At 42.9% G+C, this 26,196-nt stretch carries 21 protein-coding genes and 2 pseudogenes; 16 read left to right on the forward strand and 7 right to left on the reverse strand.

Annotated elements, in window-relative coordinates; translation table 11 throughout:
- Positions 1-23 precede the first annotated feature (23 nt).
- Together N836_RS48525 and N836_RS48530 are read right to left on the reverse strand one after the other, a co-directional pair.
- Positions 24-284: a hypothetical protein gene (locus N836_RS48525; protein ID WP_023071973.1), complete on the reverse strand. Its 261-nt coding sequence runs from the start codon at positions 282-284 to the stop codon at positions 24-26.
- Positions 285-408: 124 nt separating this feature from the next.
- Complete coding sequence (locus tag N836_RS48530; protein ID WP_023071974.1) at positions 409-1,575, reverse strand: metallophosphoesterase family protein; 1,167 nt, start codon at positions 1,573-1,575, stop codon at positions 409-411.
- A gap of 105 nt (positions 1,576-1,680) precedes the next feature.
- On the opposite strand from N836_RS48530, the pseudogene N836_RS78020 reads away from it, so the two are divergent.
- The 13 genes and pseudogenes from N836_RS78020 to N836_RS48575 form a co-directional block, all read left to right on the forward strand.
- Positions 1,681-1,914: pseudogene (locus N836_RS78020) on the forward strand (hypothetical protein); the annotation flags it as partial.
- Positions 1,915-3,294 (forward strand): IctB family putative bicarbonate transporter, encoded by a 1,380-nt coding sequence (locus N836_RS48535; protein ID WP_023071975.1) that lies wholly within the window; start codon positions 1,915-1,917, stop codon positions 3,292-3,294.
- A 145-nt stretch (positions 3,295-3,439) separates the two neighbouring features.
- The gene (locus N836_RS77865; RefSeq protein ID WP_268744305.1) at positions 3,440-3,568 is read left to right on the forward strand and encodes a hypothetical protein; all 129 of its coding nucleotides are present in this window, start codon (positions 3,440-3,442) and stop codon (positions 3,566-3,568) included.
- Between the two features lie 1,204 nt (positions 3,569-4,772).
- Positions 4,773-5,897: a glycosyltransferase family 4 protein gene (locus N836_RS0137620; RefSeq protein ID WP_063624665.1), complete on the forward strand. Its 1,125-nt coding sequence runs from the start codon at positions 4,773-4,775 to the stop codon at positions 5,895-5,897.
- A gap of 352 nt (positions 5,898-6,249) precedes the next feature.
- Positions 6,250-8,442 carry a GumC family protein gene (locus N836_RS48540; RefSeq protein ID WP_023071977.1) on the forward strand — a complete coding sequence of 731 codons (2,193 nt, stop codon included), beginning with the start codon at positions 6,250-6,252 and terminating at the stop codon, positions 8,440-8,442.
- A 165-nt stretch (positions 8,443-8,607) separates the two neighbouring features.
- On the forward strand, positions 8,608-9,531 hold the full coding sequence (locus tag N836_RS48545) for a glycosyltransferase (protein ID WP_023071978.1): 924 nt from the start codon (positions 8,608-8,610) through the stop codon (positions 9,529-9,531).
- 9 nt (positions 9,532-9,540) lie between these two features.
- Complete coding sequence (locus N836_RS0137625; protein ID WP_081716826.1) at positions 9,541-10,938, forward strand: O-antigen ligase family protein; 1,398 nt, start codon at positions 9,541-9,543, stop codon at positions 10,936-10,938.
- Between the two features lie 29 nt (positions 10,939-10,967).
- Positions 10,968-12,059, forward strand: coding sequence for a glycosyltransferase (locus tag N836_RS48550; protein WP_023071982.1), 1,092 nt, complete (start codon positions 10,968-10,970; stop codon positions 12,057-12,059).
- Between the two features lie 97 nt (positions 12,060-12,156).
- The gene (locus N836_RS48555; protein WP_023071983.1) at positions 12,157-13,482 is read left to right on the forward strand and encodes a flippase; all 1,326 of its coding nucleotides are present in this window, start codon (positions 12,157-12,159) and stop codon (positions 13,480-13,482) included.
- An 83-nt stretch (positions 13,483-13,565) separates the two neighbouring features.
- Positions 13,566-14,192 (forward strand): serine O-acetyltransferase, encoded by a 627-nt coding sequence (locus tag N836_RS48560; RefSeq protein ID WP_200867403.1) that lies wholly within the window; start codon positions 13,566-13,568, stop codon positions 14,190-14,192.
- A 112-nt stretch (positions 14,193-14,304) separates the two neighbouring features.
- The gene (locus N836_RS48565) at positions 14,305-15,354 is read left to right on the forward strand and encodes a glycosyltransferase family 2 protein (protein ID WP_023071985.1); all 1,050 of its coding nucleotides are present in this window, start codon (positions 14,305-14,307) and stop codon (positions 15,352-15,354) included.
- 202 nt (positions 15,355-15,556) lie between these two features.
- On the forward strand, positions 15,557-16,738 hold the full coding sequence (locus N836_RS48570; RefSeq protein WP_023071986.1) for a glycosyltransferase family 61 protein: 1,182 nt from the start codon (positions 15,557-15,559) through the stop codon (positions 16,736-16,738).
- Between the two features lie 108 nt (positions 16,739-16,846).
- Positions 16,847-17,548, forward strand: a complete 702-nt coding sequence (locus N836_RS48575) for a hypothetical protein (protein ID WP_023071987.1) — start codon at positions 16,847-16,849, stop codon at positions 17,546-17,548.
- Positions 17,549-17,999: 451 nt separating this feature from the next.
- Here N836_RS48575 and N836_RS48585 read toward each other — a convergent pair whose 3' ends face one another.
- The gene (locus tag N836_RS48585) at positions 18,000-18,668 is read right to left on the reverse strand and encodes a pentapeptide repeat-containing protein (protein ID WP_023071989.1); all 669 of its coding nucleotides are present in this window, start codon (positions 18,666-18,668) and stop codon (positions 18,000-18,002) included.
- A gap of 256 nt (positions 18,669-18,924) precedes the next feature.
- Here N836_RS48585 and N836_RS76430 point away from each other — a divergent pair, with 256 nt between their 5' ends.
- A complete protein-coding gene (locus tag N836_RS76430) occupies positions 18,925-19,065 on the forward strand; it encodes a hypothetical protein (protein ID WP_023071990.1) in 141 nt (46 codons plus the stop codon).
- Positions 19,066-19,334: 269 nt separating this feature from the next.
- On the opposite strand, the gene N836_RS48590 is transcribed toward N836_RS76430, so the two are convergent.
- The 3 genes from N836_RS48590 to N836_RS48600 form a co-directional block, all read right to left on the reverse strand.
- A complete protein-coding gene (locus N836_RS48590) occupies positions 19,335-20,576 on the reverse strand; it encodes a dihydrolipoamide acetyltransferase family protein (protein ID WP_023071991.1) in 1,242 nt (413 codons plus the stop codon).
- A 239-nt stretch (positions 20,577-20,815) separates the two neighbouring features.
- The gene (locus N836_RS48595) at positions 20,816-21,256 is read right to left on the reverse strand and encodes a YlqD family protein (RefSeq protein WP_023071992.1); all 441 of its coding nucleotides are present in this window, start codon (positions 21,254-21,256) and stop codon (positions 20,816-20,818) included.
- A gap of 181 nt (positions 21,257-21,437) precedes the next feature.
- The gene (locus tag N836_RS48600) at positions 21,438-23,363 is read right to left on the reverse strand and encodes an AMP-dependent synthetase/ligase (protein WP_023071993.1); all 1,926 of its coding nucleotides are present in this window, start codon (positions 23,361-23,363) and stop codon (positions 21,438-21,440) included.
- Between the two features lie 468 nt (positions 23,364-23,831).
- On the opposite strand from N836_RS48600, the gene N836_RS48605 reads away from it, so the two are divergent.
- Complete coding sequence (locus N836_RS48605) at positions 23,832-24,659, forward strand: metallophosphoesterase (protein WP_023071994.1); 828 nt, start codon at positions 23,832-23,834, stop codon at positions 24,657-24,659.
- A gap of 111 nt (positions 24,660-24,770) precedes the next feature.
- Entirely contained in the window at positions 24,771-25,685 is a 915-nt protein-coding gene (locus tag N836_RS48610; protein ID WP_023071995.1) for a branched-chain amino acid transaminase, read from the forward strand.
- Between the two features lie 94 nt (positions 25,686-25,779).
- Here N836_RS48610 and N836_RS77500 read toward each other — a convergent pair.
- Positions 25,780-26,196: pseudogene (locus N836_RS77500) on the reverse strand (IS701 family transposase); the annotation flags it as partial.

The raw sequence follows: 26,196 nt of genomic DNA on the forward strand, positions 1-26,196 counted from the left end.
AACGCTCCTACAAAGAAGTTTTTTTATTGCATTCCCATGGTCTCCCAGTCCCTCGACCTTGGACCAAACCTCTCAGCAGCGCTTTGTTCGGCAGCTTTTAGGGATGGGTGCCATTCACTTAGGGTATAGTCCCCATCAATTTCTGTAGCAAAAAAACAGTAGCCATGGCCGTCAAATTCTATGGCTAAGCGGACCGTTGCTCCAGGCACTAACTCAGTTGGTCGGCTTGGTAAGTTCTGGGGAACTTGCCAAGCACGAATTTGCTTAACCACCACAGAAGGCATGAATTATGAATAATTCGTCTTTAGATACAAATTATTGACACAACTTACCCTTATACGGGATTTAGCGGTTGATTCCGCAGCAATTTAGTTGGCAGCCCCTGACAACACTCAGCGACTAATTGGGTCAGTTTTCGCTGCGAATGTACGTCTGATTCTGCTCTGCAGGTGTCAAGTCAGCTAAAGCAATGTCGTTTCTTAGTACACGACCGGTGGGTCCAACGATCTGGCGAGGCAGTGTGTTTGTGTCTACTAAGTCCATGCGATTCATGTTGTAAGTGGTGTAGACGGTGTTTCCTGTATCAAAGAAAAAGTCTAGTACGGTCATCGTTTGCATGGCGGCGTCATTACGGTTAAGCCAGGTGCGGGGACCGCTTCCTAGTGCGCCACAGTGTAATAGTTCTAATTTGCCAGCATAGCCAGGATAGTAGGCATGGTGGTGACCGCTCATGTAGGTATGGACTTTGTGGCGTTCTAATACGGTCTGGAGTTGGTCGGAGTTATTGAGAAATTCACCGTTGCGATCGCGCCCCTGAGAAATCGCATACAGCGGCAAATGCCCCAACGCAATCCGGAACTTTGCCGTCTGCGCCATCTCACTGCCAAGCTGCTGATCGGCCCAAGCCACCTGATCAGTCGCAACATTAGCCGATGACGCATCCCACACGATATAGAAAATATCGTTTTGCTTAAAGCTGTAGTAGTAAGGAAAATTGCCAGTATCCACATACTGCAGATCCAAATCATTTTGATGGGTCTGCCAGTAGCGCGTGGTCACCTCGCGATCAATCGGATAAACATAGCCGCCTCGATCCTGCAGACTAGACGCATCATGATTGCCAATAGTCAGCGCAAAGGGAATATCCGCTGCTCGAATGGGGCTGAGAACAAGATTATCAAACCCATTCCACATCGCTTCCACTTCAGCCCTATCTAGGGAGAGACTCTGACCGGCCACCATATCACCTACACAGAGCACAATATCCGGCTCCCACTGGGGCAGTATAGAGACCCCTTTCATCACCTCCTGGCGATAATCCACGGCTCCATAGCGGGCATTGAGGTCGCTGATGACTACCGCCCGCACATCGCCGCGTTTGGGGGCGAAGAGTTCGGCTGGGCCAATGGGTTGGCCGAGGTTGGGGTGGTGGCTAGGTGCAAGGGTGGCCGAGGGAACAGGAGATTCGCTGGCTGTGAAGTTTGGAGCGTTGGCGATGGATTGGGCAATGGGACGGGCGGAGCAGGCTCCGATGGTTAGGCTGCTGAGCAGGAGAAAGCGACGCCGATTGAACATGGAAAACGGAGGGTTAAGTTAGGTGTCTATGGGCAAGGTAGCGCAGGCAATGAAAGGAGTAAAGTCATGTAGATGTTGAGTCGTTAGCATTGGCAGCTAGTAAATTGGGCTGACAAGGATGGTTCTGGCCTGGACTTTGATTCATCTACGGAGTTTCGGTTACCCAATGGGGCGGTCAGATCGCCCGATGTTGCCTGGGTACGACGAGAGCGCATTGAAGCACCGAATCTAGATCCAAGTCAATTTTTACCTCTCTGTTTAAGTAAAACGTGCTCCGTCTTGAGACAACGACCACTAACCCGCTACTATACAGGCGCATATTTTGGTCGGCTGTTCTAAATGATTGACACAGTGCTACGTACCCTGACCTTTGGTCAGTTTTCGCTACATCAGTGGCGGCAGGTAAGCCTTATTCATCGGTTGCTATCGCCGCTGCGGCAGTGGCGTCAGGGGAGTAGCTTACTGGCCTATGGCGACCTGATAGCCGCAGCCATTATGGCGATTCTGTTGGTGCTTTCGCCCTACACCTCAACTACCCTGATTGGTATTTTACTGCTGGCTTGTGCAGCGCTATGGTTTTTGCTGACGGTCAGTGATGAGGCGAATGGCTGGCTGACGCCGATTCATCTGGGGGTGACGCTCTATTGGGGCACCATGGTATTGGCGACGGCATTATCGCCGGTCAAGGCTGCAGCGGTTTCTGGTTTGATCAAGCTGACCTTAAATCTGTTGTTGTTTATGTTGATGGCTCGGGTGCTGCGACAGCCCAAGCTGCGCACAGGCATTGTGTCGGTCTATGTGCTGGCTACCTTACCGGTGGCTGCCTATGGGATGCGTCAGTACTTTTTTGGTGCTGAGGCGCTGGCCACCTGGGTGGACCCAACAACGAATCTATCTGGGGCGACCCGAGTTTATAGCTATCTGGGAAATCCTAACCTGCTGGCGGCCTACTTGATGCCTGCTGTGGCCATGAGTGTCAGTGCGTTTTTGGTGTGGCCGCGTTGGACACCAAAGCTGCTGGCAGCGATCGCATTTTTCTTAAATCTTGCCTGTTTGGTATTGAGCTATAGTCGCGGTGGCTGGATTGGGCTTTTGGGCTTATTTTTTGTACTGACGATACTGCTGGTGTACTGGTGGAGTGAGTTGTTTCCACCGTTCTGGAAACGCTGGGCATTGCCGCTACTGTTGGGAGTAATGGCAGGGCTGGTAGTCTTTTCGGCATTATTTGTTAGTCCTGTCCGCGAGCGAGTAATGACGATGTTTGCCTGGCGGGGAGATAGTAGCAACAACTTCCGGATCAATGTCTGGGAAGGGGCTATGGATATGGTGCGGGCCAGACCTGTGCTTGGGATTGGACCGGGCAATGAAGCGTTTAATAAAATCTATCCGCTCTACCAGCGTCCTAATTACACGGCGTTGAGTGCCTATTCAATTTTCTTAGAAACCCTGGTTGAGGCAGGCGTAATTGGGTTTACAGCTTTTTTGTGGATGTTAGGCACGACCTTTTATCAAGGATGGCAGCAGCTATGTCGTCTGCGGATGGATATGGATAGCCAGGGATATTGGTTGATTGGCGCGATCGCAACCTGTTCTGGCATGCTGGTCCACGGTCTGGTGGATACCGTTTGGTATCGCCCCCAGGTCAGCACCCTCTGGTGGCTATGCATGGCGATTATTGCCAGCTTCTATATCCCTCGCCGGGATTACAGCCAGGAATAGAACGGTGTAATTCAGCATTACGCATACTAGGGCAGGTACAAGGCCTGTATGTGTTTAGCGTACAGGTGCGGTAATCAACCAACACGTCTTTAGGATGGTGCTTCTAAGGTAAGGAACATAGTGTAATATTTGTTCTCGCTTAACCTTGGATCGCCCAGCATCTGGTCAACTCAGCGATAGCTCAACGGCGATAGAGGTCGCCGTCAACCGTGCGGTTGGGCGTGAGCTGTTAGAGGACTCTGTTGAGACAACGGGTATCTCGATTGGTTCGTAAGACGTTATCGTTCTCCAAAAAGCTCGATAATCACATACCGATAATCCGAAAACTTACCAGGATTAGCGTGTTGTAGCTGTGTTTCTTCTATATCACTGGTGGGGTGAAAGTCTATCCTAACTGCATTTCTAAGAGAACACTTAATATTTAGCAAGACCTACGTGATGCGACTAGATGGAGGAAATATCCGGTTACGACATTACCTCGCCCGGCTCCATAACAAATCCATTGCTGTTCGAAATCCCTGGGTATGTTGAACATTCCATCCAACTACTAACCCACTATCCCAAGTTTGATGACCTGCCTTTGCGTTACAGGGGTATCCGCTAACTGAGCGATATTATATGGATAAATTACTGAAAGGTTAAATTCAGGTTAACAGAACATTAAAGAAGGAAGCTTCTTGTAAGAGAAACATGTGAAGTTTCTCATTTTTGCTCTACATGAAAATTTCACCTATGTATACTGAACCACAGGACATCAACCATGCGTCTTCTCACCTTTTTGCAACAGATTTTAGAGATATTCACATGTCGTTTTTTCCATATCGAATTAAGTACAAAATATGGCGACCATTCATGACATATTTTTTTGTGCTCAATCGGCATTTCAAAGCAAACGATATGGTCTAATTTTCTGATCGTAAATAGGTAAGCCTTCGCAATGAACAACAAACTAGCTGAACATAATAGTCATTACTGGATTTGTCGAAAAATCTTTCCAGGCGCTGTATGAAGATTTTCGCAGACATTTTCTCAAGAAGAAAGATCTCAATCAAGAACAAAGACATCTCTCTTGCCAAAAAGAGTTTATTTCCCTTAAGCTCCGGAGATAAAAACTATTTCTGGCAGATGTCTTTAAAGTATTGCCTTCTACATTTAGAGATCGAGTAGTTCTCTTTAGGAACATAGAACAATAATATTCTACCATCAAAAGATTTTAATTATCTGAAGGCAGAGTGTTTTTCACACATTTTAGAGCTGTTGCGAAATAGATAGACAAAATAGCTCAAGTCCTTTCGTGTCAATGGATTTGGGTTTTGTAACGCAAAATAGCCTGAAACCTTTATCTGACAAAGGTTTCAGGCCTATCAGATCCTTATATCGCAACAAGTCTTTTACTTGTGTTACTCTGGCCAACACTTTATTAGTGCAACTCCACCCTCAATGGCTTTTCATAAGGCATCCTGTTATACACAATAAAAATGAAGATCTTAATAGCTGGCCCTAGTCTAAACGAACAGGGCGGAATAGGTTCTGTTCAGCAACATATTATTAAAGGTCTGTCTCCTCACGCACATTTAAAGCATATTGCTACCTGGGACGGCTCTTCAGGCAAGCCGTCTTTATGGTACACAATTATATTTTTCACAAAATCTGTTGTTCTCTTTATAAGAGAGTTATTAAAAACTAATATTGATCTAGTTCATCTTCACGTTTCTGAAAGAGGAAGCGTTGTGCGCAATTTAATCCTCATGACCATAGCTCTAGTTTTTCAAAAACCTGTGCTATTGCATACCCATGGCAGCGAATTCCACTTGTTTTACAATCAATTACCTTGCTTTTTAAAGTCAATCATTAATTGGGGAATTCACAAGAGTTTTCTCATTAGTTTATCGGACAGTTGGGAGGCATGGTACATAGAACACTGTGGCCTAGATCCTCAGAAAAGTTTCGTACTCAAAAATCCTGTCAATTTTCCAGCTGAGATTCTACAACGAACAAATGCAGATGAAGTAAAAATCATATTTCTAGGAAAGATAAATCTACGCAAGGGAGTTTTCGATCTATTACATGCCTTTAGCCAATTGAAACCGCAATTACAAGCGCAGACAAGTTTGATTTTTGCAGGTTCAGGTGACAATGAGGAGCTTCTAGAATTGGCTCGTAGTCTCGATATTCATAGTCATATCAAATTACTTGGTTGGATCAATGCGGTTCAACGAGACCAACTGTTAGCTGATGCTAGTATTTTCATCCTTCCATCTTACAATGAAGGACTTCCTATGGCTTTATTAGAAGCCATGGCCTTTGGTGTGCCTCCAGTAACTACACCTGTTGGTGGAATTCCTGAAGTTGTCATTGATGGTATCAATGGCATCATAGTTAATCCAGGAGATATTAAGGGTCTTACAGAAGCAATGGCAACTTTAATTAGTAAAGCAGATCTCCGAAATAAAATGGGCTATCAGGCTCGAGAGTCTGTACGTCCCTTAAGTACGCAGAACTATGCGCAGTCTTTATTTGAAGTTTATTGCAAAATTACAAATTCGAAAACCACTGTTGATCAACATAAACCAAGCGTAGAAAATGAATCTATCAACATCTAAAAAACTTCTAAAATGCAAAAAAATATATAAAGGGCATGTAATAGATAACGTATCTAATCTAAATAGTAAAGCAAAAAAACAGTTTCTACTCTTTCTATAGAGCTTTAAAAACTCTCAAATAACAACAATATAGGCTTAAATGTCTGGTGAATAAGATTGCCTGAAAAACTTTCACTTCAATATATCCGAAACATTTTCTCCATAAAAAACGTCTCACTAGATAGTTGTTTTATATTATTTAAAATTCCTTATATTCTAAGATCAGAAATTATTTGTTTTTGCCAAATAGGCAAAAACACTGACTATTTAATCAAACAGAAATATGATTTTTATATGTATTAAATGATTTGCCATGGAAACAAAAATGCATCCGGAAGATATAGATTTTCAGAAATACTTTCGAATCTTGAAGCAGTATTGGTTGCCAGGCATTTTAGTTTGGAATATCCCAATCATACTATCAATCATTACATTAGCTAATAGTGAAGATGTTTATCAAGCTTCTGGTAAACTCTTGCTTAAAAAGAGAGATCCAACACCTAGTTTAATCTCTTCTGGAAACACTAGTGAGCTGGGGACTTTAGAATCTCTTTCTAACACAACAACTCCATTAGATACTGAAAAAGAGATTCTACTCTCAAATCCTATTGTTGAAAAAACCATTCAAGCGTCCAATCTAAATGATGAAGAGGGCCAACCGCTAACTTATGAAGATTTCATAGAAAACTTAAGTGTAAAAAATGAACCTGGCACAGATGTCTTGAGAATTCGTTATGAAAGTACTGATCCCCAGGAAGCTGAATCCGTTGTCAATAATCTCATGAGAAATTATATTGACAATAATATAACTACTAATCGAGCAGGCGCTGCAGCTGCTCGAGATTTCATCAACCAACAGCTTCCTATTGCTGAAGCTGAACTTCGTGGGGCTGAAAATGCCATTCGTCTCTTCAAAGAGGCCTATCTTATACTTGACCCTAATACAGAATCTACAGAAGTTACAAGGCAGATTAACAGCGTAAACAGTAGGGTAGACACTATCAAGGCAGAGCTGGTTAGGATAACAGGTCAAGTTTCAGCACTTCAAGGTACTGTTGATATTGATATCAATGAAGCACTGACTCTAAATATTTTAAATCAGGAAGATAGTGGAGTTCAGAAAGTGCTTACTGAACTCCAGTTGGTTGAAGATCAGTTGATTGTCACACGTGCCGAGTTCACCGATCAAAGTCCTGTTGTTATTGACTTAGAAAATAAGAGATTAGCACTAGAAACTCAGCTAAACAATCGAATCTTTGAGGTCATAGGACGCTCGGAGGATGTACCTAGCCAAATTCTTCAAGCAGGCGATCTACAAAAAGAATTATCAGCTAATTTAATTAGATCAGAGATCAATCGTCAGGGTTTACTTGATGAATTAGCATTTCTAGAGAAGCAATTAGCGTTTCTAAATCTAAGAACTAGAGAAATTCCAAGATTAGAACAAGAGTATACAGAATTAGTTCGACAATTAGAAAGTGCTCAGATAGCTTACAACACTCTAGCCACAAGCCTTCAAAGAACTAGAATTATCGAAAGTCAGAGTATTGGGAATGTAGAAATTATCAGCCCAGCTGTAATATCCCCTGACCCAATTTCCAGTGGAAGTAAAAAAATAGTCATAACTGGTTTTCTTATCGGTGGATTTCTCTATGTCATTACAGCTTTTGTCTGTAATCTCCTAGATCCAAGATTAAGAACTGATAAAGAGCTCAGTCAGCTTTTTAATTATCCATTATTAGGCGAAATACCACTTGGTTCTAGAGGACTATATCCTTATAACTTAGATTCCGATTCAGATACAGATATATCAGATATTTTACGAATATCAACGATATCTTATTTAGATGCGGTATCCGTGGCAGCTTACAGAGAAATTAGAGATAGAATAAAAGACTTAATAGCAGACAAAAATATCAAAACTTTTGCAGTTACAAGTTTCTTAAATGATGAGGGAAAATCTACTATTTCGGCAAACTTAGCTGCAGCAATTTCAGAACTTGGAAGTCGAGTTTTGCTAATTGATGGGAATCTTCATAATCCTTCTCAAAATAAGATCTGGAGGCAGCCCGTTTTAGAAGGTTTAGGAAATTTGCTTTTGGGAAATATTCAATGGCAACATACAAAACAAAAGATTAATCCAAATCTAGACTTACTTCTGGCAGGGCATTGCAGTCTCGATACATCTTTATTAATTGGATCTGAGCGAATGAATAAATTGATTCAGCATTTAAAGGGGGAATATGATTTGATTATCATTGATACTCCTCCAATTCATCAATATCCTGAATCTTTAAGTTTGGGCCGTATGACAGATGGAACATTGCTAGTGTCAAGACTGGGAATGATCAATAACTCACAAGTAATAGCTGCAAAAGAGCTTCTTAAAAAAAGCAATCAGAACATTTTAGGCTTAATTATTAATTCTCAGAAAACCCTCAATGAAGTTGATGAGGATTCTCAATCAGCCGATCAAAATAGGCAAAAAATACTTGAATTTCATTAAAAACTATGGGTGGCAAATGGCTTAACGAAAAAATATCTGAAAAACAATATTTTCAACCTGATTAGGACATGAGATAAATGTATATTCAACTTCTCAAAGCGCTAGAATATGTTCCAATTATTTAGATGACAATTAATTATATTTTTATTTCATATTTTCATTATCATGATTAAACCTTTAGTTAGCGTTCTAATTAACAACTATAATTATGGGAGATTCTTACCAGATGCTATTAAAAGTGTTTTTGCTCAAACTTACTCTAATATAGAAATTATTGTTGTAGACGACGGTTCTAGTGATGATTCTAGAGACATTATCAAACAATACGATGGCAAAGTAATTTCTGTACTCAAAGAGAATGGAGGGCAAGCGTCCGCATTCAATGAGGGTTTTTTAAAGAGTAAAGGAGAAATTATATTATTTTTAGACTCAGATGATGTGTTTTTAGCCAATAAAGTTGAGAAGATAGTTCAAGTATTTAGCGATAATAACGAGATTGACTGGTGTTTTCATGCACTTAAGTTTGTAGACAAAGATCTAGAAAACTTGGATTCATACGCTTCTAATGTATCCAGTTCTGATAGGTCGGGTGTTTATGATGTTAGGTCTCACATTAATAAAGGCAATCTGAGAGGGAAAATGCCGCTGGATGGTACTGCTACCTCTGGTCTTTGTTTTAGAAGAGTCTTATTATCTAAAATGCTGCCAATGCCAGAAGAAATTAGGATTACCAGTGATGACTATCTAAAATATGCCTCATTTTCTTCCGCACCGGGCTATATCCTCCTGGCGGAATTAGCCCTACAACGAATTCATGGCAACAATTTATATACCCTGAAAAAAGATGACCGAAAACAATTTCTCAAAAACAAGATTGAGATTTTGACTGCCTATTGGTTAAGGAAAAACTTTCCATCTATCCGCAAATATGCAAATAATCTTTTTGCCATATCAATCAATAATCATAAGCTCTTAGGAGAACAAGATAAGCAGCTAGGTGAGAGAATCGAGGGATATCAGTCTATGCTGAATATCTTCGAAAAGTTGGAACTACACCTGAGGTCTTTCTATTATCATCTCACACGATAGTCTTTCAAAATGCGATCTTTATCAACTACTTTTCGCCAGCAAATATTGGGTTCCAGTCTGCTAATCTGGTGCAGATTTGTAACATTTTTTACGTACATATCATCATTCAGTATCGTAAAAAATATTTCCAACCTTAAAGAGCATATATTTTCAGGTTTTGCACTAATATTCTTTACCACCCTATTAGAATTCCAGAGCTTATTTAATGCATCAGAGGGAGAGCTTGGTTCGTCCTTATCTGTTTCCAGCCCTTTGGCTTCCATCTCCTCTCTTTTACAACATGGCATTTTCCTCATAGCATTGATGCTGCTGGTAATGCAATGGCGAAATATCTTGCGTGTACTTGTAAGAAATATATTTCTTTGGGGATTGGTGGGACTAGTAATGCTTTCATTCCTATGGTCACCTTTTCCAGATATGACTCAGCGCCGATCATTAGCTTTTCTTGAGACTTGCGTATTCGGCATATATTTTGCATCCAGATTTCCTCTAAAGGAGCAGTTAAGAATCTTACTATATGCACTAGCTGCTGTAGGTCTCTTTAGTCTCTTATTTAGTTTGACCTTACCTGGAAGCGCTATAGAGGCTGGAGTTCATGCGGGTGCGTGGCGTGGCCCGTTTCTTCAAAAAAATCTCTTTGCCCGAGTCATGGTTCTTGGTGCAACAGTCTGCTTGGCTATTACCCCAGAAAATAAGAAGGAGCGTTATGTGATTTGGGGCGCTTCCGCACTTTTTATTACTTTAGTATTTTTATCAACCTCTAAAACTGCTTTGGGCTTAGCTATCTTTTTTATGCTTTTAAAGCAACTCTATAAAGTTTGTTGGTGGAGAGGCACAAAAGCAATCCCTTTTTTACTTACATTTGTCTTAATCGTAGGTTGTCTGATGACATTTGTAGTTGGAAATTATGAAAGTCTTATAATATCTGCCGGACGAGACCCAACCTTATCAGGTCGAACGCTCATTTGGTCTGCGTTGATAGATAAAATTCAGGAACGGCCTTGGTTAGGTTATGGCTATGTTGGATTTTGGGCTGGCTTGGATGGAGAGTCTGCTTATATTGCTAAAGCATATGGTACAACCTACGTTCCTCCTCACTCTCACAATGGTTTTTTTGAGTTAATTCTGGCGTTTGGTTTATGGGGGGTGTTCTTTTTTGGTCTCAGCTTTCTAAGCATTGCAAGACGAGCAATTATCTCAGCACGGTTAAATCAAAGATTAGAAGGATTGTGGCCATTAATATACCTATCATTTATTGTCTTTTACAATCAGACTGAATCTACGTTGGTAGAGCATAATTCTATTTTCTGGGTTATTTACGTGAGTTTAGCTTTATCAAGATTCATCCCAAATAGAAATTTAACTACTCAGCCAATAAATCCAACACACCGATTTTCAACCAATTAGTCACTATATTTATTTTTTAGAACAATGTTATGGATAAATTAGCTGTATTTCTATCTTCTCTTGATGGTGGTGGTGCCGAAAGAGTAATGCTTAATTTGGCCTACGGATTTGCGGAAAGAGGCATCCATGTGGATTTACTACTTGTAAAAGCAGAAGGCCCCTATCTTTCTCAAATACCATCGAATATTAACTTGATCAACTTCAACAAATCAAAGCTTTTTCAGAGTTTACCAACTCTAATTCGATACATTCGAAAAGAATCTCCGACAGCTTTAATATCTGCACTAGAAGATACTAACCTAGTTATGTTATGGGCTTGTCGTTTAGCGGGAGAAAATACCCAATCAGTTGTGACAGTCCATAACCATTTATCTATTGAAGCCAAACATGCAACCCAACTGAAACGTAAACTAACTCCTACTTTAGTAGGTTATTTTTATCCATGGGCAGATAAGGTAGTTTCTGTTTCCAAGGGAGTTGCCGATGATCTAGTACAGCTTGGTATTCCTAAAGATAAAATTGATGTTATCTATAACCCAATTCTTACCCAAGACTTAATTACTAAACTACGACAGCCGGTTAAGCACCCTTGGTTAGAACCTGGAGAGCCCCCCGTCATTCTTGCAGTTGGTCGATTAACGGAACAAAAAGACTATCCATCTTTGCTAAGAGCCTTTGCTCGTGTTCGAAAATCACACAATATTAAATTGATTATTTTGGGGGAGGGTGAGGACAGATCTACCTTAGAAGCTCTTGCACAAACTCTTAACATCGCTAATGATATTGACTTTCCAGGGTTTGTTGCTAATCCCTATGCTTATATGGCAAAAGCAAAGACATTAGTGCTTACTTCTGCTTGGGAGGGATTTGGAAATGTTTTAGTGGAAGCAATGGCGGCGGGAACCTCTGTAATCGCTACCAATTGTAAAAGTGGTCCTGCAGAAATACTGGCCCATGGTGAGTATGGAAGCCTTGTCCAAGTGGCTGATGTTGAGGGAATTGCAGCAGCTATCACAAATGTTATTCATTATCCCTCTGAATCTCTCAAGCTCAAAAAACGTGCATCCGATTTTTCTTTAGAAGTAGCGCTAGAGAAGTACCAAAAGGCCTTATCTCTTTAATGGTTTGAAAACTTTCGAGAAATAATGAATAGAATTTACAACTTTAATATCAGGTGCGCAAAAGCCATAATGAATACTCTGTAGGTGCTGAAAGTTTATGTTAGATAAACTGAACAAGATCATCTCAGGTCAACTTGGAAGTGACCAGCGGAAGATTTTAATTAATATCGGTTGGCTAGCATCTGAGAGAGTATTTCGGATGGGAGTTGGGTTTATCACCTTATCTTGGACCGCCCGCTTTCTGGGTGTTGAACAGTTTGGAACCCTTAATTTTGCGCTTGCCTTTGTAGGCTTATTCTCTCCTTTATCAAAGCTTGCCTCTGATCAAATTACTTTTCGGGATCTAGTTACTGACCCTGGAAATAAAGAGAAGATTTTAGGGACAGCTGCTACAATTAAATTTATTTCCGGCATAGTCATTTTTTTTGTTGCCATATGCTCAATTCTGTTCCTGAAGCAAAATGAGTTTCTGATCTGTAAACTAGTTATTATTATTTCAGGAGCATCGCTTTTTAGTGGATTTAATGTTATTGAGACCTGGTTTCAATCTCAAGTTGAAGTCAAATATACAATTTGGGCAAAGAACTGCATATTTATCCTAATTACCATATTACGTATAATATTTCTCCAGTTAGAAGCTCCTGTTGAGTTTTTTGCATGGCTAGTTGTTACGGAAAGCTTATTCAATATTATTGGCTTCATATTTGTCTTTAAGATAACGGGGAATAATATTTTTGCCTGGCGATATGATTGGCATCTAGCTAAAGAGCTACTGCGAATAAGTTTTCCCCTAGTATTTTCAACACTAGCAATTGTTATTTATATGAAAATTGATCAAGTCATGCTTGGCCAGCTTTCAAATCAGAAATCTGTTGGCATATATTCAGCAGCTGTAAGACTCTCAGAGATCTGGCCCTTTGCTTCAACAATGATTGTACGCTCCTTGGCACCATCAATCATCTCTGCAAAGAAATTGAGTGAAGAAAACTACTACAGTAAGCTGCAAGGCCTTTGTAATTTGCAAGCCTTGCTAGTTTACTGTATTGCAATTCCCATGACGTTTTTAGCCACACCCTTCGTAGTTTTAATATTTGGTCAGGAATATAGCGCTGCCGGTATTGTTTTATCTATCCATATTTGGTCTTCTATGTTTCTTTTTTTAGGCTACGTCAAAGAGATTTGGATTACTACAGAAGAACTCACTTGGTTTGCTTTTAGCTTTACAGCATTTGGTGCATTGATGAACATAGCGCTTAATGCTTTATTAATTCCTATTTATCAAGAAGTTGGAGCTGCACTAGCAACAGTGATTTCATATGGGTTAGCAGATTATATTATATGTTTTGTGTATCCTTCTGCACGTCGATTTGGGTTGATAATGACGCAAGCTATGACTCTAGGTTTAATCAGGTGTGGCTCTTGAACATAAATTATTTGGGACTCTTATCTACTCAGAGGTAATAATATTTGAAAAAGTATTAGCTTTAATGATTAATGATAACCATAATGAAATCTTCTAATGTCATAAAAGCTTTGCATGCCTGGAAAGTAATGGCCAGTGAATTACAGAGTGATATTGACAGATTTAGCTCTAATCACTGGTTTCTAATTTTCTTAGGAACAAAAGGTATATGGGTTTGTACTCAATATCGGGTAAGCCGATGGATTCATTACTATGCCCATGCTCCTATTATTCGCCAAATACTCAAGATACTTTGTTTCTTTTGGCAGAAATTAATTGAATCGATTACTGGAGCTGAAGTGCCTAATCGAGCAAAAATTGGTAAGGGGCTTTTAATCAATCACACCAATGGAGTCGTAATTCATGTTGACGCCATAATAGGAGAATACTGCAACATAGGTCACCAGGTGACCATCGGTATTGGCGGCAGAGGTGAAAAGTGTGGCGTCCCAAAGATTGGTAATAGGGTATTTATCGGACCAGGCGCAAAGATTTTTGGTGCAATTTCAATTGGCAATGATGTAGCAATTGGTGCTAATTCAGTTGTAACTAAAGATATACCAGATAATGCTATTGCTGTGGGTATTCCTGCAAAAGTAATTAGTTATCGGGGCTCTAGAGAAATCATTAATCTTCGAGAAAAAATCGAACATCAAGAACATGAATTCTAGAATTACCTAAGATAAAGGCTCATGTTTTTATTTAAGTCACTGCTTATATAAGTAAAAGCATCAGCTCCATTCTCTATAAGGATGAACGATAAAAAATATTGGAGTAGCAAGTATGAAGTTGACTATTAGCATCGGCATCTTAGCCTATAATGAAGCTGATTCTATTAATAAAACTCTGCAATCATTGTCCAATCAATCAATCTTTAACGAAACAAATTTAGATTGGGATATTGAAATTATTATAGTTCCTAATGGATGTACGGACAGTACTGCAGAAGTTGCAAAAAAAACTCTGAATCAGATTACATCTAATCAAATTAAAAGAAAGCGATTTTCCTGGAAAGTGTGTGAACTCGCACAAGCAGGTAAAGCAAGGGCCTGGAATTCCTATGTTCATGATTTTTCTAATGCTGCTGCTGATTATTTAATTTTGATGGATGCTGATATCCAATTTATTGAAGAAACAACTCTTCAAAATTTGATATTAGCCCTAGAAACCAATTCTAATGCGAGTATCTCCACAGATAAGCCTGTAAAGGATGTACTCTTAAAACCAAATAAAAACTTGATTGAGCGTTTATCAGCTTTAGCTTCAGGCGTATCTGGAGCTTCAGTTGATGAAGTCTGGATCTGCGGTCAACTTTACTGTGCTCGGACACTCGTGCTCCGCCGTATCACAATACCTTTAGGTGTTGAAATGGATGATGGTTATCTTTGGGAGATGACTGTTACTGATATGTTAACAACTTCTAGAAACCTCAAACGCGTTGTCCGTGCTAAAGATGCTTCGCACAGTTTCCAAGCATATACAGACTTAACAACTTTGTTAAGTCATGAGAAATGGTTAATTGTTTCTGACACAATTAATTCATTCATCTTTGATTACTTAAAAGCCAGTAATCGTATTGGCGAAGACTTGAGTTTGGTAATACAGAAAAACAATGATTCTAATCCAGATTGGGTAGCAAATCTAGTGCGAACTAGAGTATCTTCAATGGGTAGATGGGTGATTCCAAACTGGTTTCTATATCGAAGATTTAAAAGCCTGAAGAATTATAGCCTATTCAAACTTTTTTGGATGCTTCCAATTGCTCTAATGGCTTTTCTTGTTGATATGTTTATCTCTACGCTAGCAAACTCAGCGCTGCATCGAAAGGCATAGTCCTAACTCAAAAATAAAATGGAAGTTTAAATGCTCCATTCTATTTTAGAAAAGTGGACGTTGCTGATCCTCGGGGTAAGTTTATCTGGGTAACACGAGTATATGAAATATCTTATAAATTGGTTTATTGCAAAAATAAGCAACGATATAGAGCACCTTTATCGAAGTCCATTAATCACTTAGCTCTTCATTAAGTAGATATATGAAAACGTTAATTACAAGACTAAGAATCATACTTTCAAAAATTAAGACTTTATCCTTTAAGGCCTCAATTTTGATGCTTAGCTTGTTTTGGAGAAAAGCCCTAAATAGAGATCAAAGCATCGATGCCCTTAAAGAGGATGTTGTATATAAAAAAGAAAACAAGCATATTAATATAGCCGATATAAGTTCCAATAATGGATCAAAAATATTGAACTTAGATGATTTTAAAGAGCCTCATATGCTCAACACAAGCAATATATATTTTGAACCTAGTTATGTTTGGAAAATAACAGAAGACAGTACGATCAAAAATCTTAGTTTAACCAGTTCAGGAATTGCAATTCTAAATCAAAAACTTCTCCTTGATTTGGATTATGGAAATATTTCTGGATATAAAGAGCTGCCATGGAAGTTTAATACTATTGAATATCCATTAGTTATAGCACCTTGGTCACACCCTACATCATTTAGTTATTTTGGATTTGTTGGATTAATACTTAGTAAGTTATGTCGAATAGAGCATGCGTTGAGTAAAAACATATGGAAAGACGCTAAACTTTGTTACCCACTATATAATACTCAGTACGAAAGAGATTACTTAAGTTACTTGGATATTCCAACAAGTTCAATAATTGATACGCGAAATAAAAACATCCAAATAAAAGCAAAGTCTCTAATACTTGCAAATAATCAATCTAGGATAAATAGAATAAGTCCACAAGATATTAGCTTACTTCGTCAAAGATTTCTTCCACAGATTTCTATAAAAAGATCTGGTCGGCGACTATTTCTACCTAGGCGAGGAAAACGAGTTATTAAAAATGAATTAGAGGTTCGCAATTTACTTGAGAATGTTTTTGAATTTGAAACTGTAGAAGATGAGCATCGCAGTATTGAAGAACAAATTGCTTTATACCAAGGAGCATCAGTAATTGTAGCGCCCCATGGTGCCGGCTTAACTAATCTAATCTGGTGCCATCCTGGCACACAGGTTGTTGAATTATTCTATGGAGGCTACAGAAAAGCTGGTTTTTATTACCTAAGTCAGGTGCTAGATCTAAACTACTCTTGTGTAATAGATGATGACTTTAGTGTTGAAAGCTTTGTTAATCAATATCATGATATGCAAGTTGACTTACGCATTCTTAGGAATACTCTAGATAAGATTTTCAACCACTAGCAATATGAGCAATAGAGTATTCTTAAAATTACAGATCTCTATCTTTTCTCTAATGGTTGATGTTTGATCGTTTCTCATCTAGCCAACAACATTCAAGAAATAGTCCCTATGTTAAAAATTCCTCAATCTTTTTCGTCAAGAAAAGCAAGTTTTATTCTAGCAGGAATATATCTACTCGTTATAGCTTTAATAGTCTTAATATGGCTGCAACCACTAATCTCACCAGAAATATTATTGAGAGATGTCTTTACGCTTGCAGACGTCCCTCCATACTACGGTTTACTTTCAAATTGTGGTGTATTTCTGTGGTGCATAACAGCATCAGTTAATTTATTTAGCGCAGTTATCTTGTCTTATGCTAAAAGAGAGCGAGAATTTTCTCTGTTGCTACTATTTTTTGGCCTAATTAGCTTAATACTCATGCTAGATGATGGCCTTTTACTGCATGAGAGTGTTGTTCCAAAAATATTAGAGAATATTCTTTCTTATGACACAGCTGAGACGCTTTTACCTTTGGCTTATGGAAGTGCAATGATATATTCCTTGCTTAGATTCCATAAAACGATTCGAAATACTGACTATAAATTTCTTTTTCTGGCTCTACTGTTCTTGTTTTCTTCGTTGGTTGTCGATCACCTCATACCCTTACCAGATGGGAGAAAGTATTGGTTAAGAGACGGAGAAAATTTTTTGATAGAAGATGGACTTAAACTGTTGGGAATTGTGACCTGGGCATTCTACTTTATTCAAACTAGTTTTAGTCGTATCGTGTCTCTGACAGGGCATATGAAAGCTGATAGCCTAAAATGAACTGTATCAAGAATAAGTAAAGAGAAGCTTAGCTAAATCGTCCCAACACCACCATGGCTAACCCCCACCCCCACTCCTCACTCACGAACGCCTGCAGCAGATGATCGACACCAGCATCCAAAAGGCGATCGCACGGCATGAGTTACAGTTTTCACTCTATGGACGGGTATGACTAGATGTTGATGTGCACAAACAGCCCGTAAACTTTCCCTCATTGAATGTGATATCATTGGCGCTCAGCCAAAAAGTCACACGAAAAGCGAGCTGCATTTGAGCCAAATCGCTAGATGGGCGATTGTGAGGAAGCACAAAAACTCTCAGTAGCCCTTGGCGAGTTTGACTGACCTCAAACGATTTTGCAAGCATGCCTACAGAAGGCTGATGAAGCATAAAGCATAGAAATTTTAAGGTCAAGATCATGCTGCCTCTAGATGGGCAGACTTGCTTATTCCTATGCCTGTTGCAAAATCGTTATAAACTCATTCGCGTCGAAGAGTCCTTGTTTGGGATAACGTCCTTGTTTGTGGGATTTAAGGTAAACGTATTTACAACAGATTTCCTGAAAGAGCGTTATATCATCGATCTTCCAGCCCTGTAGACAAGCACCTGTCAGCTCAGATTTTGAGAAATTGCTTCTCAGTGCTTTTGCATGGCTGAGGTTAGCGTTTCTGAGATTGGCTCCCGTCAAATCGGTGTCACTCAAATTCGCAGACTGTAGGTTGGCCTCAATTAAATAGGCCCTTTGTAAGTTGGCGTCACTCAGATTAGCCTGACTTAGGTTAGCCCCGCTCAGGTTGGCAGCGTAAAAATTAGCTCTACTTAGATCGGCTCTACTGAGGCAAGTACCACTCAGATTAGCGTCACTGAAGACAGTGTCCTTGAGATTGGCTCTGCGCAGATCCCCGTGACTTAGGTTTGCGGCATGTAAATGGGCTTGACTCAGATTAGCTCGACACAGGCTAGCCCGAAATAAGTTGGCTCCAGATAAATTAGCTTGACTGAGATGAGCGTCAGCGAGATTGGCTCCGCAAAGGTCTGGAGTCACATTGGGATGATTTGCCCGCCATTGATTCCAGGTTGATATGCCTTGCCGGAGTATTTGTATATGTCCTAATGCCACGGTTCTACTCCTCAGACCTACAATTCTTCTTTTTGAAACTTAGCAAAAACGCCCGGAAGCATTTCTTTCTTACGGCTAGTATCAACGAAATTTAATGTGCAGGTCTATTACATGTAAGCACCATAAATTGGTGTTACTCATCTACCATATCTGAGCATTCTTAGCTCTTAGGTTGTTTTTTCTCCCATTCTTTAGGAGCAAGTGTAGGGTAGAAAAGGAGGACTCTCTATTTGAAACCCGAGTTGACCAGCTTCTAATGTCTCCTAGACTGGCCCATGATGCCCAGTCTCAACAAGCAGAAAAAATCCGAAAACGCTTACGAAAACAGCAGGACCATCTATTCACCTCTTTAAACTATCCCGATATTGAGGCGACCAATAACCAGGCAAAGCGATAATTGCGACCGGCTGTAATTAGTCGAAAACTGTCCTGTGGCAATAAGACACTTCACGGGGCAGATACTTGGGCGAACCTTGACTCCTTGGCCGCTCTACCTGTACACAACGGGGCGACTCGTTTATTGAACAGGTAGCTCATGCCATGGTGCTTAAAAAAAGCGGCTTAGGCCACGCTAAACATATACCAAGGCCTGCCCTTACAGCTGGTTACATTCAGAACATGCTCAGAGGTGATTTTAAGCCAGGTTAACTCTCTGCCTGGCTCGCTTTAAAGGGTCAAAGATTGAGGATTGTTCTCAATCAGATCTGCTAGATCCTTGAGGAAGGCAGCCCCATCCGCACCGTAGATGATGCGATGGTCACAGGTGATATTGACAGTCATCTGCTTTTTGATCCCAAACATGCCGTTCGCGTCAGCGACAACAGTAGGTTTAGCCCCGCCGATGGCCAAAATAGAACCAGTGCCGGGGGGCAGAATCGCATCAAAGCTTTCCACACCAAACATACCCAGATTAGACAGGGTAAAGGTACCGGTGGTGTACTCCTCGGGCTGTAGCTGCTTGCTGCGGGCACGGGCAACCAGATCCTTCCAGCTGCGGGATAGAGAATAGATATCCATTTGATCGGCACCGCGTAGGACTGGGGTAATCAACCCCCCGTCGGGCATGGCCACAGCCACAGCCACATTGATGCTGCCGTTATACTGGGTACCGGCGTCGGTGTAGCTGGCATTGACGATGGGGTGCTTAGTCAGGGTAACGGCTACAGCCTTGGCTAGCAGACCGGTCATGGTAACGCCCTTGGGTTTGATTTGCTTATACAGAGCATCCAGGGCATCAGTGGTAATCCTATAGCTGGCGCGGAAGACAGGCACATTGAGGCTAGCGTTCATGTTACGCACAACGGCCTGCTGCATAGTGTTGAAAGGAGTCACCTGACCAGGAACCGGCGGTGGGGCGGTGGGGGCGGCAGGGATCGCAGCGGCGGCAGCGGCTGGAGCTGGGGTAGGTGCCGCTACAGGAGCGGGAGCAGTGGGTGTAGGTGTTTGACCGGCGGCTTTTTCAACGTCCTGGGCCACAATACGACCGTGGGGACCGGAACCGACCAGGGTCTTGATGTCGATTTTGAGCTGTTTGGCGAGCTTTTTGGCGCGGGGGGAGGCGATTAGACGACCGCTGGTGCTGCCATTTTGTGAGGCGACGGGAGCAGCGGCAGCGGCGACGGGTTCAGGGGCAGGGGCGGCAGCGGGAGCAGGGGCAGCAGCAGGAGCAGCGGCGGCAGCCTGCTGTTTAGCGGCTTCGATTTCGGCTTCGGTTTCGGCTAGAAGTCCGATGGCGCTGCCCACAGGAGCCACATCCCCAGCTTCAACAACGATAATAGCCAGATACCCCTCATAGAACGATTCGACGTCCATGTCGGCCTTGTCAGACTCAACGACGACAACGGTTTCACCTTTTTCTACCTTGTCACCAGGGGCTTTTGTCCAAGAAACGATTTTTCCCTCAGTCATAGTTGAGCTAAGGGCGGGCATGAACACTTCGCGAATCATTGGGAAATTCCGGGACGGGTGGACAACAAAATATGTTAACGAACCGTAGAGGCACGCCAGCATCTTATTCTAAAAGACTTTGGGTCATTAGATTAAATGGGAACTGAAATAAAAAGCCCGTCGTTAATTAACGACGGGCTTTTTAAAATTGTGGAGGGTACAAATCTAAAATATTGATGATTTACCCAGTTGCTGCTGGTCTACAGCTCGCCGCGAATTTCTTCAATGACGCCATCACGAAGCAGGATTTCTACCTGCATTTTTTTGACCAGGTTATCGCCAGTGGACACCTTAAAAAAGCCATCGATTTGACCCTGGCTAACTTCCTTATTAAGTTCTAGAGTTTGAACTTGCTGCAGCTGCTGCAGTACCTGATTTTTTTGCTGCAGTAGCTTATTTTTATCTTCGTTAATCTTATTTTGGACAGCCGACATTTGCTTCTGGACCGATTCGTTAGCTTCTTGCTTTTGTAGTTCGCTTACCATTCGCTGGCCTTGCATTTCGAGCTGCTGCAAGCGGCTGTCAATATTGTTAATCTGCTTTTGTAGCTGGTTCTGGGCTTCTTCTTTCCAGAGGGGCGTAACGACAGCCTTAACGTTGATGACTCGTTTGAGGAGAAGTTGGGATTGCGAAGCGTCCATAGAACTACAAATAGGAGGTTTTAGAAATCAATTTCAATAGGAATATACCCCTTTCCGGTCGAAAAAAATCGATTGCAAGATTTTCTGTACTTTTAAGGAGTACTGGCGGGGGTAGGCACGCAGCGCTACCCCTAGGAAGGCTTGCCCATTGTGAATGAGGTTTTCTGGATACGGCTGGTGGTTATTCAAACAATCCGTCAATCACATTTTGATAATTGCGGGTGACTACCGGACGCTTGATTTTTAGGGTTTGGGTGAGCATGCCGTTCTCGATGGAAAAGGGTTCGCTCAGCAAAGTAAAGGGTCCGATACGTTCGTCGGGGCGGTGGCCAGGTCGGGCTTTGACTTCGCGGGTGAGTTCTTGTTTGAACAGGGTTTGGACTTTGGGATTGCTGAGGGATTCAGCGGGGTTGGTTTCGTTGATGGTGATGCCCTGGGTGGCGGCCCACTGACTGAGGGCTTCGAGGTTGGGGACAATCAGGGCTCCGAGCACTTTTTGGTCCTGGCCGACAAGCATAATCTGGTCGACATATTTGCTGCGGGCGCAGGCGTTTTCGACCGGTTGGGGTTCGATGTTTTCGCCGTTGGTAAGGACGATGGTGTCTTTGGCACGACCAGTAATAATCAGATCGCCGTTGGCGGTGATTTTGCCCAGGTCGCCGGTATCAAACCAGCCGTCGGGGTCAATGGCTTTGGTGGTGGCTTCCGGGTTTTTGTAGTAGCCCTGCATTACCTGGGGACCGCGAATCAGGACGAGACCCTGCTGGCCTTGGGGAACGTCTTGCCGGGTTTCTAAATCAACGATACGGGTTTGGGTGCCAGGCAGGGGCTGGCCGTCAGCACCACGTAGGTTTTGCCAGGGGCGACGGACATGGGTGATGGGGGACGTTTCAGTGAGGCCGTAGCCGCCGAGGATGTCGACGCCGATAATTTCGTAAAAGTCTTCGAGGTGGTCGGCAATGGAGCCGCCGCCGCTAACAACAAAGTTAATGTTGCCGCCAGTGGCTTCACGCACTTTTTTGTAGACGATGGTATCCCCCAGCTTATGGAAAGGTTTGAGCACGGCACATTGGGTGCTGGCCATGGCGCGGTCAAATCCGCCAGGTGTGTCGTTCAAACTCAGGTTATCGGCAATGCGCTTGGCGGTAATGTAGCGCTGGCTCTGATGTAGGAAAAAGTTGATTAGCTTTTGTTTGCTATCGGGCTGTTCGCGAAACTGTTTTTGGACGCCCTCATAAATGGATTCCCACAGTCTGGGAACGCCCACCATATAGTTGGGTTTGTAGCTTTTTAGATCGCTTTTGACGTGGCGAATGCTGGTGTAGATCTGATGAACGCCCTGGGAGAGGGTGAAGTATTCAAAGGTGCGCTCGTAGCAGTGCCAGATGGGCAAGATGCTCATTACCTTGGAGCCTGGTTTAGGATGGACAACGCTACAAGCTCCCGCAATTTGCGAAAGTAGGTTGGCCTGGCTGAGCATCACCCCCTTGGGTCTGCCGGAGGTGCCGGAGGTGTACATCAGGGTGGCCAGCTGGCCACGGCTATACTCCACCGTTTGTACCTCAACCCCAGCCCCCAGCTCCATCAGCTGCTTAAAGTTGAGCAGTTTAGTGGCTGTGTCTAGCTGAGGCGTTTCATCGGATAGCAAGGCAATAAAGCGCAGATCTTTATCAGCCAAGTGGTCCGCTAGCTTAGTCAGGGTAGCTTGATCCTGCACAATGATAGCTACAGAATCGCTGTGCTCCAGGATATAACCCAGCTCATCTTTGTCTGCTTGGGAACCGCGCACGGCATCCACGGCACCGGCAGTCATGATTCCCTGATCGGCCACTAGCCACCGGGGTTGGTTATCGGAAAATAGGGCAATTTTGTCCTGGGGTTGGATACCCAGGGTTTGAAGACCCGCTGCAAACTGTTGGATCTGCTGCGCCAGTTGGCCATAGGTCAGAGTGATCTCAGGTGTCCCGTGGGGTTCTTCCACGGCGGTCTGGTTGGGAAACCTATCGGCTACGATGGGCCAGATCTCAGCAATTGACTGGATGTGGCTGTAGTCAATTGCTTGGGCAAGGTTGCTTTGTTCCTGGGGTGTGAGTGTGGCAGCAGTCATAAAAACGTCCTAAAAACGGTGTCTTCTGAAGAGGCGTTCCGGGGAACACCTGTGCGTCCAAAATAGAACCCAATTAAATCCTTATTTTTGAAGCTGGAGCTAATTGCTGCAGATAGGTATCAATGTAATTTTGGCCTAAACCGTCGGCAACATATCCAGCGGCTGAATTCATCACTTAGAACTCAAGACTAAAACTTGCTTGGCGTTACTGATCATCGGGATGGTTCCATTCATCAAGTCAGGGCGAATTGCCCTAAATGTCAGATCGATTCATTCTCTTAATCAACAACGGTATGAATTCATTAATTTATGTGGATTTTATAGTCTTGTCGGTAAACTCTGCACCTGGGGATTTCCCTGGACCAGTCTGATAACTGTCAAATTAGACGATTAACGGCAGTAGACAGCCGTGGCAGGGCTTCAGCATCAGAGTTAAGTTAAGTAACGAACTTTTTGTTCCTGAAAACTATGCGTCCATTGTTTGTCGGTCCGCTGACGGTTGATTCCCTGAAAGTTCCAATTCGAGATTTACCCGCCCGGCTCCGGGGTACGGTGATTGTGCAGCTATCGGATTTTCATTACGATGGCGAACGGCTATCGGAAACCTTGCTGGCGGATGCGATCGCAACCATCCCCACCCTTAACCCAGACCTGGTCGTCTTTACCGGCGATTTTATTACCGACGAGCCCGAACCAATCTACGACCTGGCCGCCCGGCTCAGCCCCATCGCTAAATCCTTTCCCACCTACGCCATCCTGGGCAACCACGACAACTACTGGCCCATGGCTCGGGGTATCGTCACCGCCGCCCTTACCGATAGCAACATCAACGTCCTCTGGAACCAAATCGCCTATCCCCTAGGTGATGACCTAGCTTTAGTCGGTTTAGCAGACTATTACACCGCAGACTATACCCCCACGGTATTAGACCAGCTGCCCAAGAGCCTGCCACGGATCGTCCTTTCCCACAATCCTTATACCGCCAAGCAAATGCTTCCCTGGCGTGTCGACCTGCAGCTTTCCGGCCATACCCACGGCGGCCAGATTGTCCTACCCGGCATTGGCAGTGTCGCCCAGCACTGGTTTCGTTTTCGCAAACGGCTGCCCGCCATTATTCGCAAAAGCGGCATTCCCTATGTCAGCGATCAATGTGCCAGCGTCTTTGACCAATGGCAATGGGCCTTAGGCCTACATCAGGTGGGTCAGAATTTGCTCTACGTCAATCGAGGTCTGGGCACTTATGCCCCAGGACGGCTTTTCTGCAATCCAGAAATTACAGTGATTACCTTGGTGTAAGCAGGGTCATAAGCAAACCTTAAAGAACCCCTACATTCCCCAAACCGATTGTCCGTTTACCCAGGAACTCCTCTATCCTAGGTAAAACGATTTCGTGAAGCCGCCGGTCCAATGCATAATTTTCTGCCGATTTCTTATTTTGAGGGTCAGTTTTGTCCGTTTGAGGATGCCAAAATTTCCATCGCTACCCATGCGTTGCACTACGGTACGGGTGCCTTTGGCGGGTTGCGTGGCATTCCCGATCCTCAGAACGAAAATCGAGCCTTGCTCTTTCGGTTAGACCGTCACTGTGCTCGCTTGAGTGCCAGCGCGCGGCTGCTGAATTTTGATTTGCCGGCAGACAAGATTCAGCATGTGATTACGGAATTTGTTAAAAAGAACAGCCCCAGGACATCCTTTTATATTCGACCGTTTGTCTACACCTCCGATCTGGGCATTGCCCCTCGACTACACAATGTAAAAAAAGACTTTTTTGTCTATGGTCTAGAGCTCGGGGATTATCTCTCACCAGAGGGTGTTAGCTGTCGGGTCAGTTCTTGGTATCGCCAGGAAGATCGTAGTCTACCGCTGCGAGGCAAAATCAGCGGTGCTTACATCACCTCTTCTCTAGCTAAAACAGAAGCCGTCGAAGCAGGCTTTGATGAAGCCATTTTGATGAACTCCCAGGGCAAGGTGAGCGAAGCCTCTGGGATGAATATCTTTATTGTCCGCAATGGCAAACTGATCGCTCCAGGATTTGAGCAAGATATCTTAGAAGGCATTACCCGCGATAGCGTACTACAGGTTGCAAAGGATTTAGGCATTGATGTGGTTGAGCGTCCGGTGGATAAGTCGGAACTGTTGATTGCCGATGAGGTATTTTTGAGCGGTACGGCGGCCAAGGTAACACCAGTACGTCAGGTAGAAAACTATACGCTATCGACGGTGCGGCCCATCACCGACCAGATTCGCGAGAAGCTGTCAGCGATTACGGAAGGGCGAGAGCCTCATTATAAGGATTGGGTCTTTGGTATTGATCTAACCTAAGCCCTAGGCTGAAATGCTGCTAAGCACCCGAGAGCGTGTCATGATTAGATAATTAAGTTCCTAGCGCTCTTTAATGACTCTGGCGAGATGATTTTCAAGGAGGACTCTCTTGTATGGGAACAGCTATCCCTGGAAACTGGTTCATCCATGCAATCAAACAATCAAACCCTTCTGTTAATTGGGGAATGGAAAAAATCTCTAACCAAGGCTTGAGTAAGTTAAAGCTAACCCAAGGAAGAAGAATTAAGCGTAGGTTGTTCAGCCAACTCTTCCAACCCTCTCCATCCTCCCAATAACGGTGTTTGAGAAACGATGAGAACACTGTTGAATCAGCCTGTTCTGGAGGAATGATCCCGTCGGGGCGGAGGGGCGGAGTGTATAGCGTTACCATTAAGTAGGCACTCATAACCAGTTCCCACCACTTTTCAATTTGGGCATAGTTCGTTACTCGAAAATCTGCCCATCCCAGTTCATTCTTGCTTTGTTTCAAACCATATTCGACCCAATTCCG

It is taken from the genome of Leptolyngbya sp. Heron Island J, assembly GCF_000482245.1.
Classification (GTDB): domain Bacteria; phylum Cyanobacteriota; class Cyanobacteriia; order Phormidesmidales; family Phormidesmidaceae; genus Leptothoe.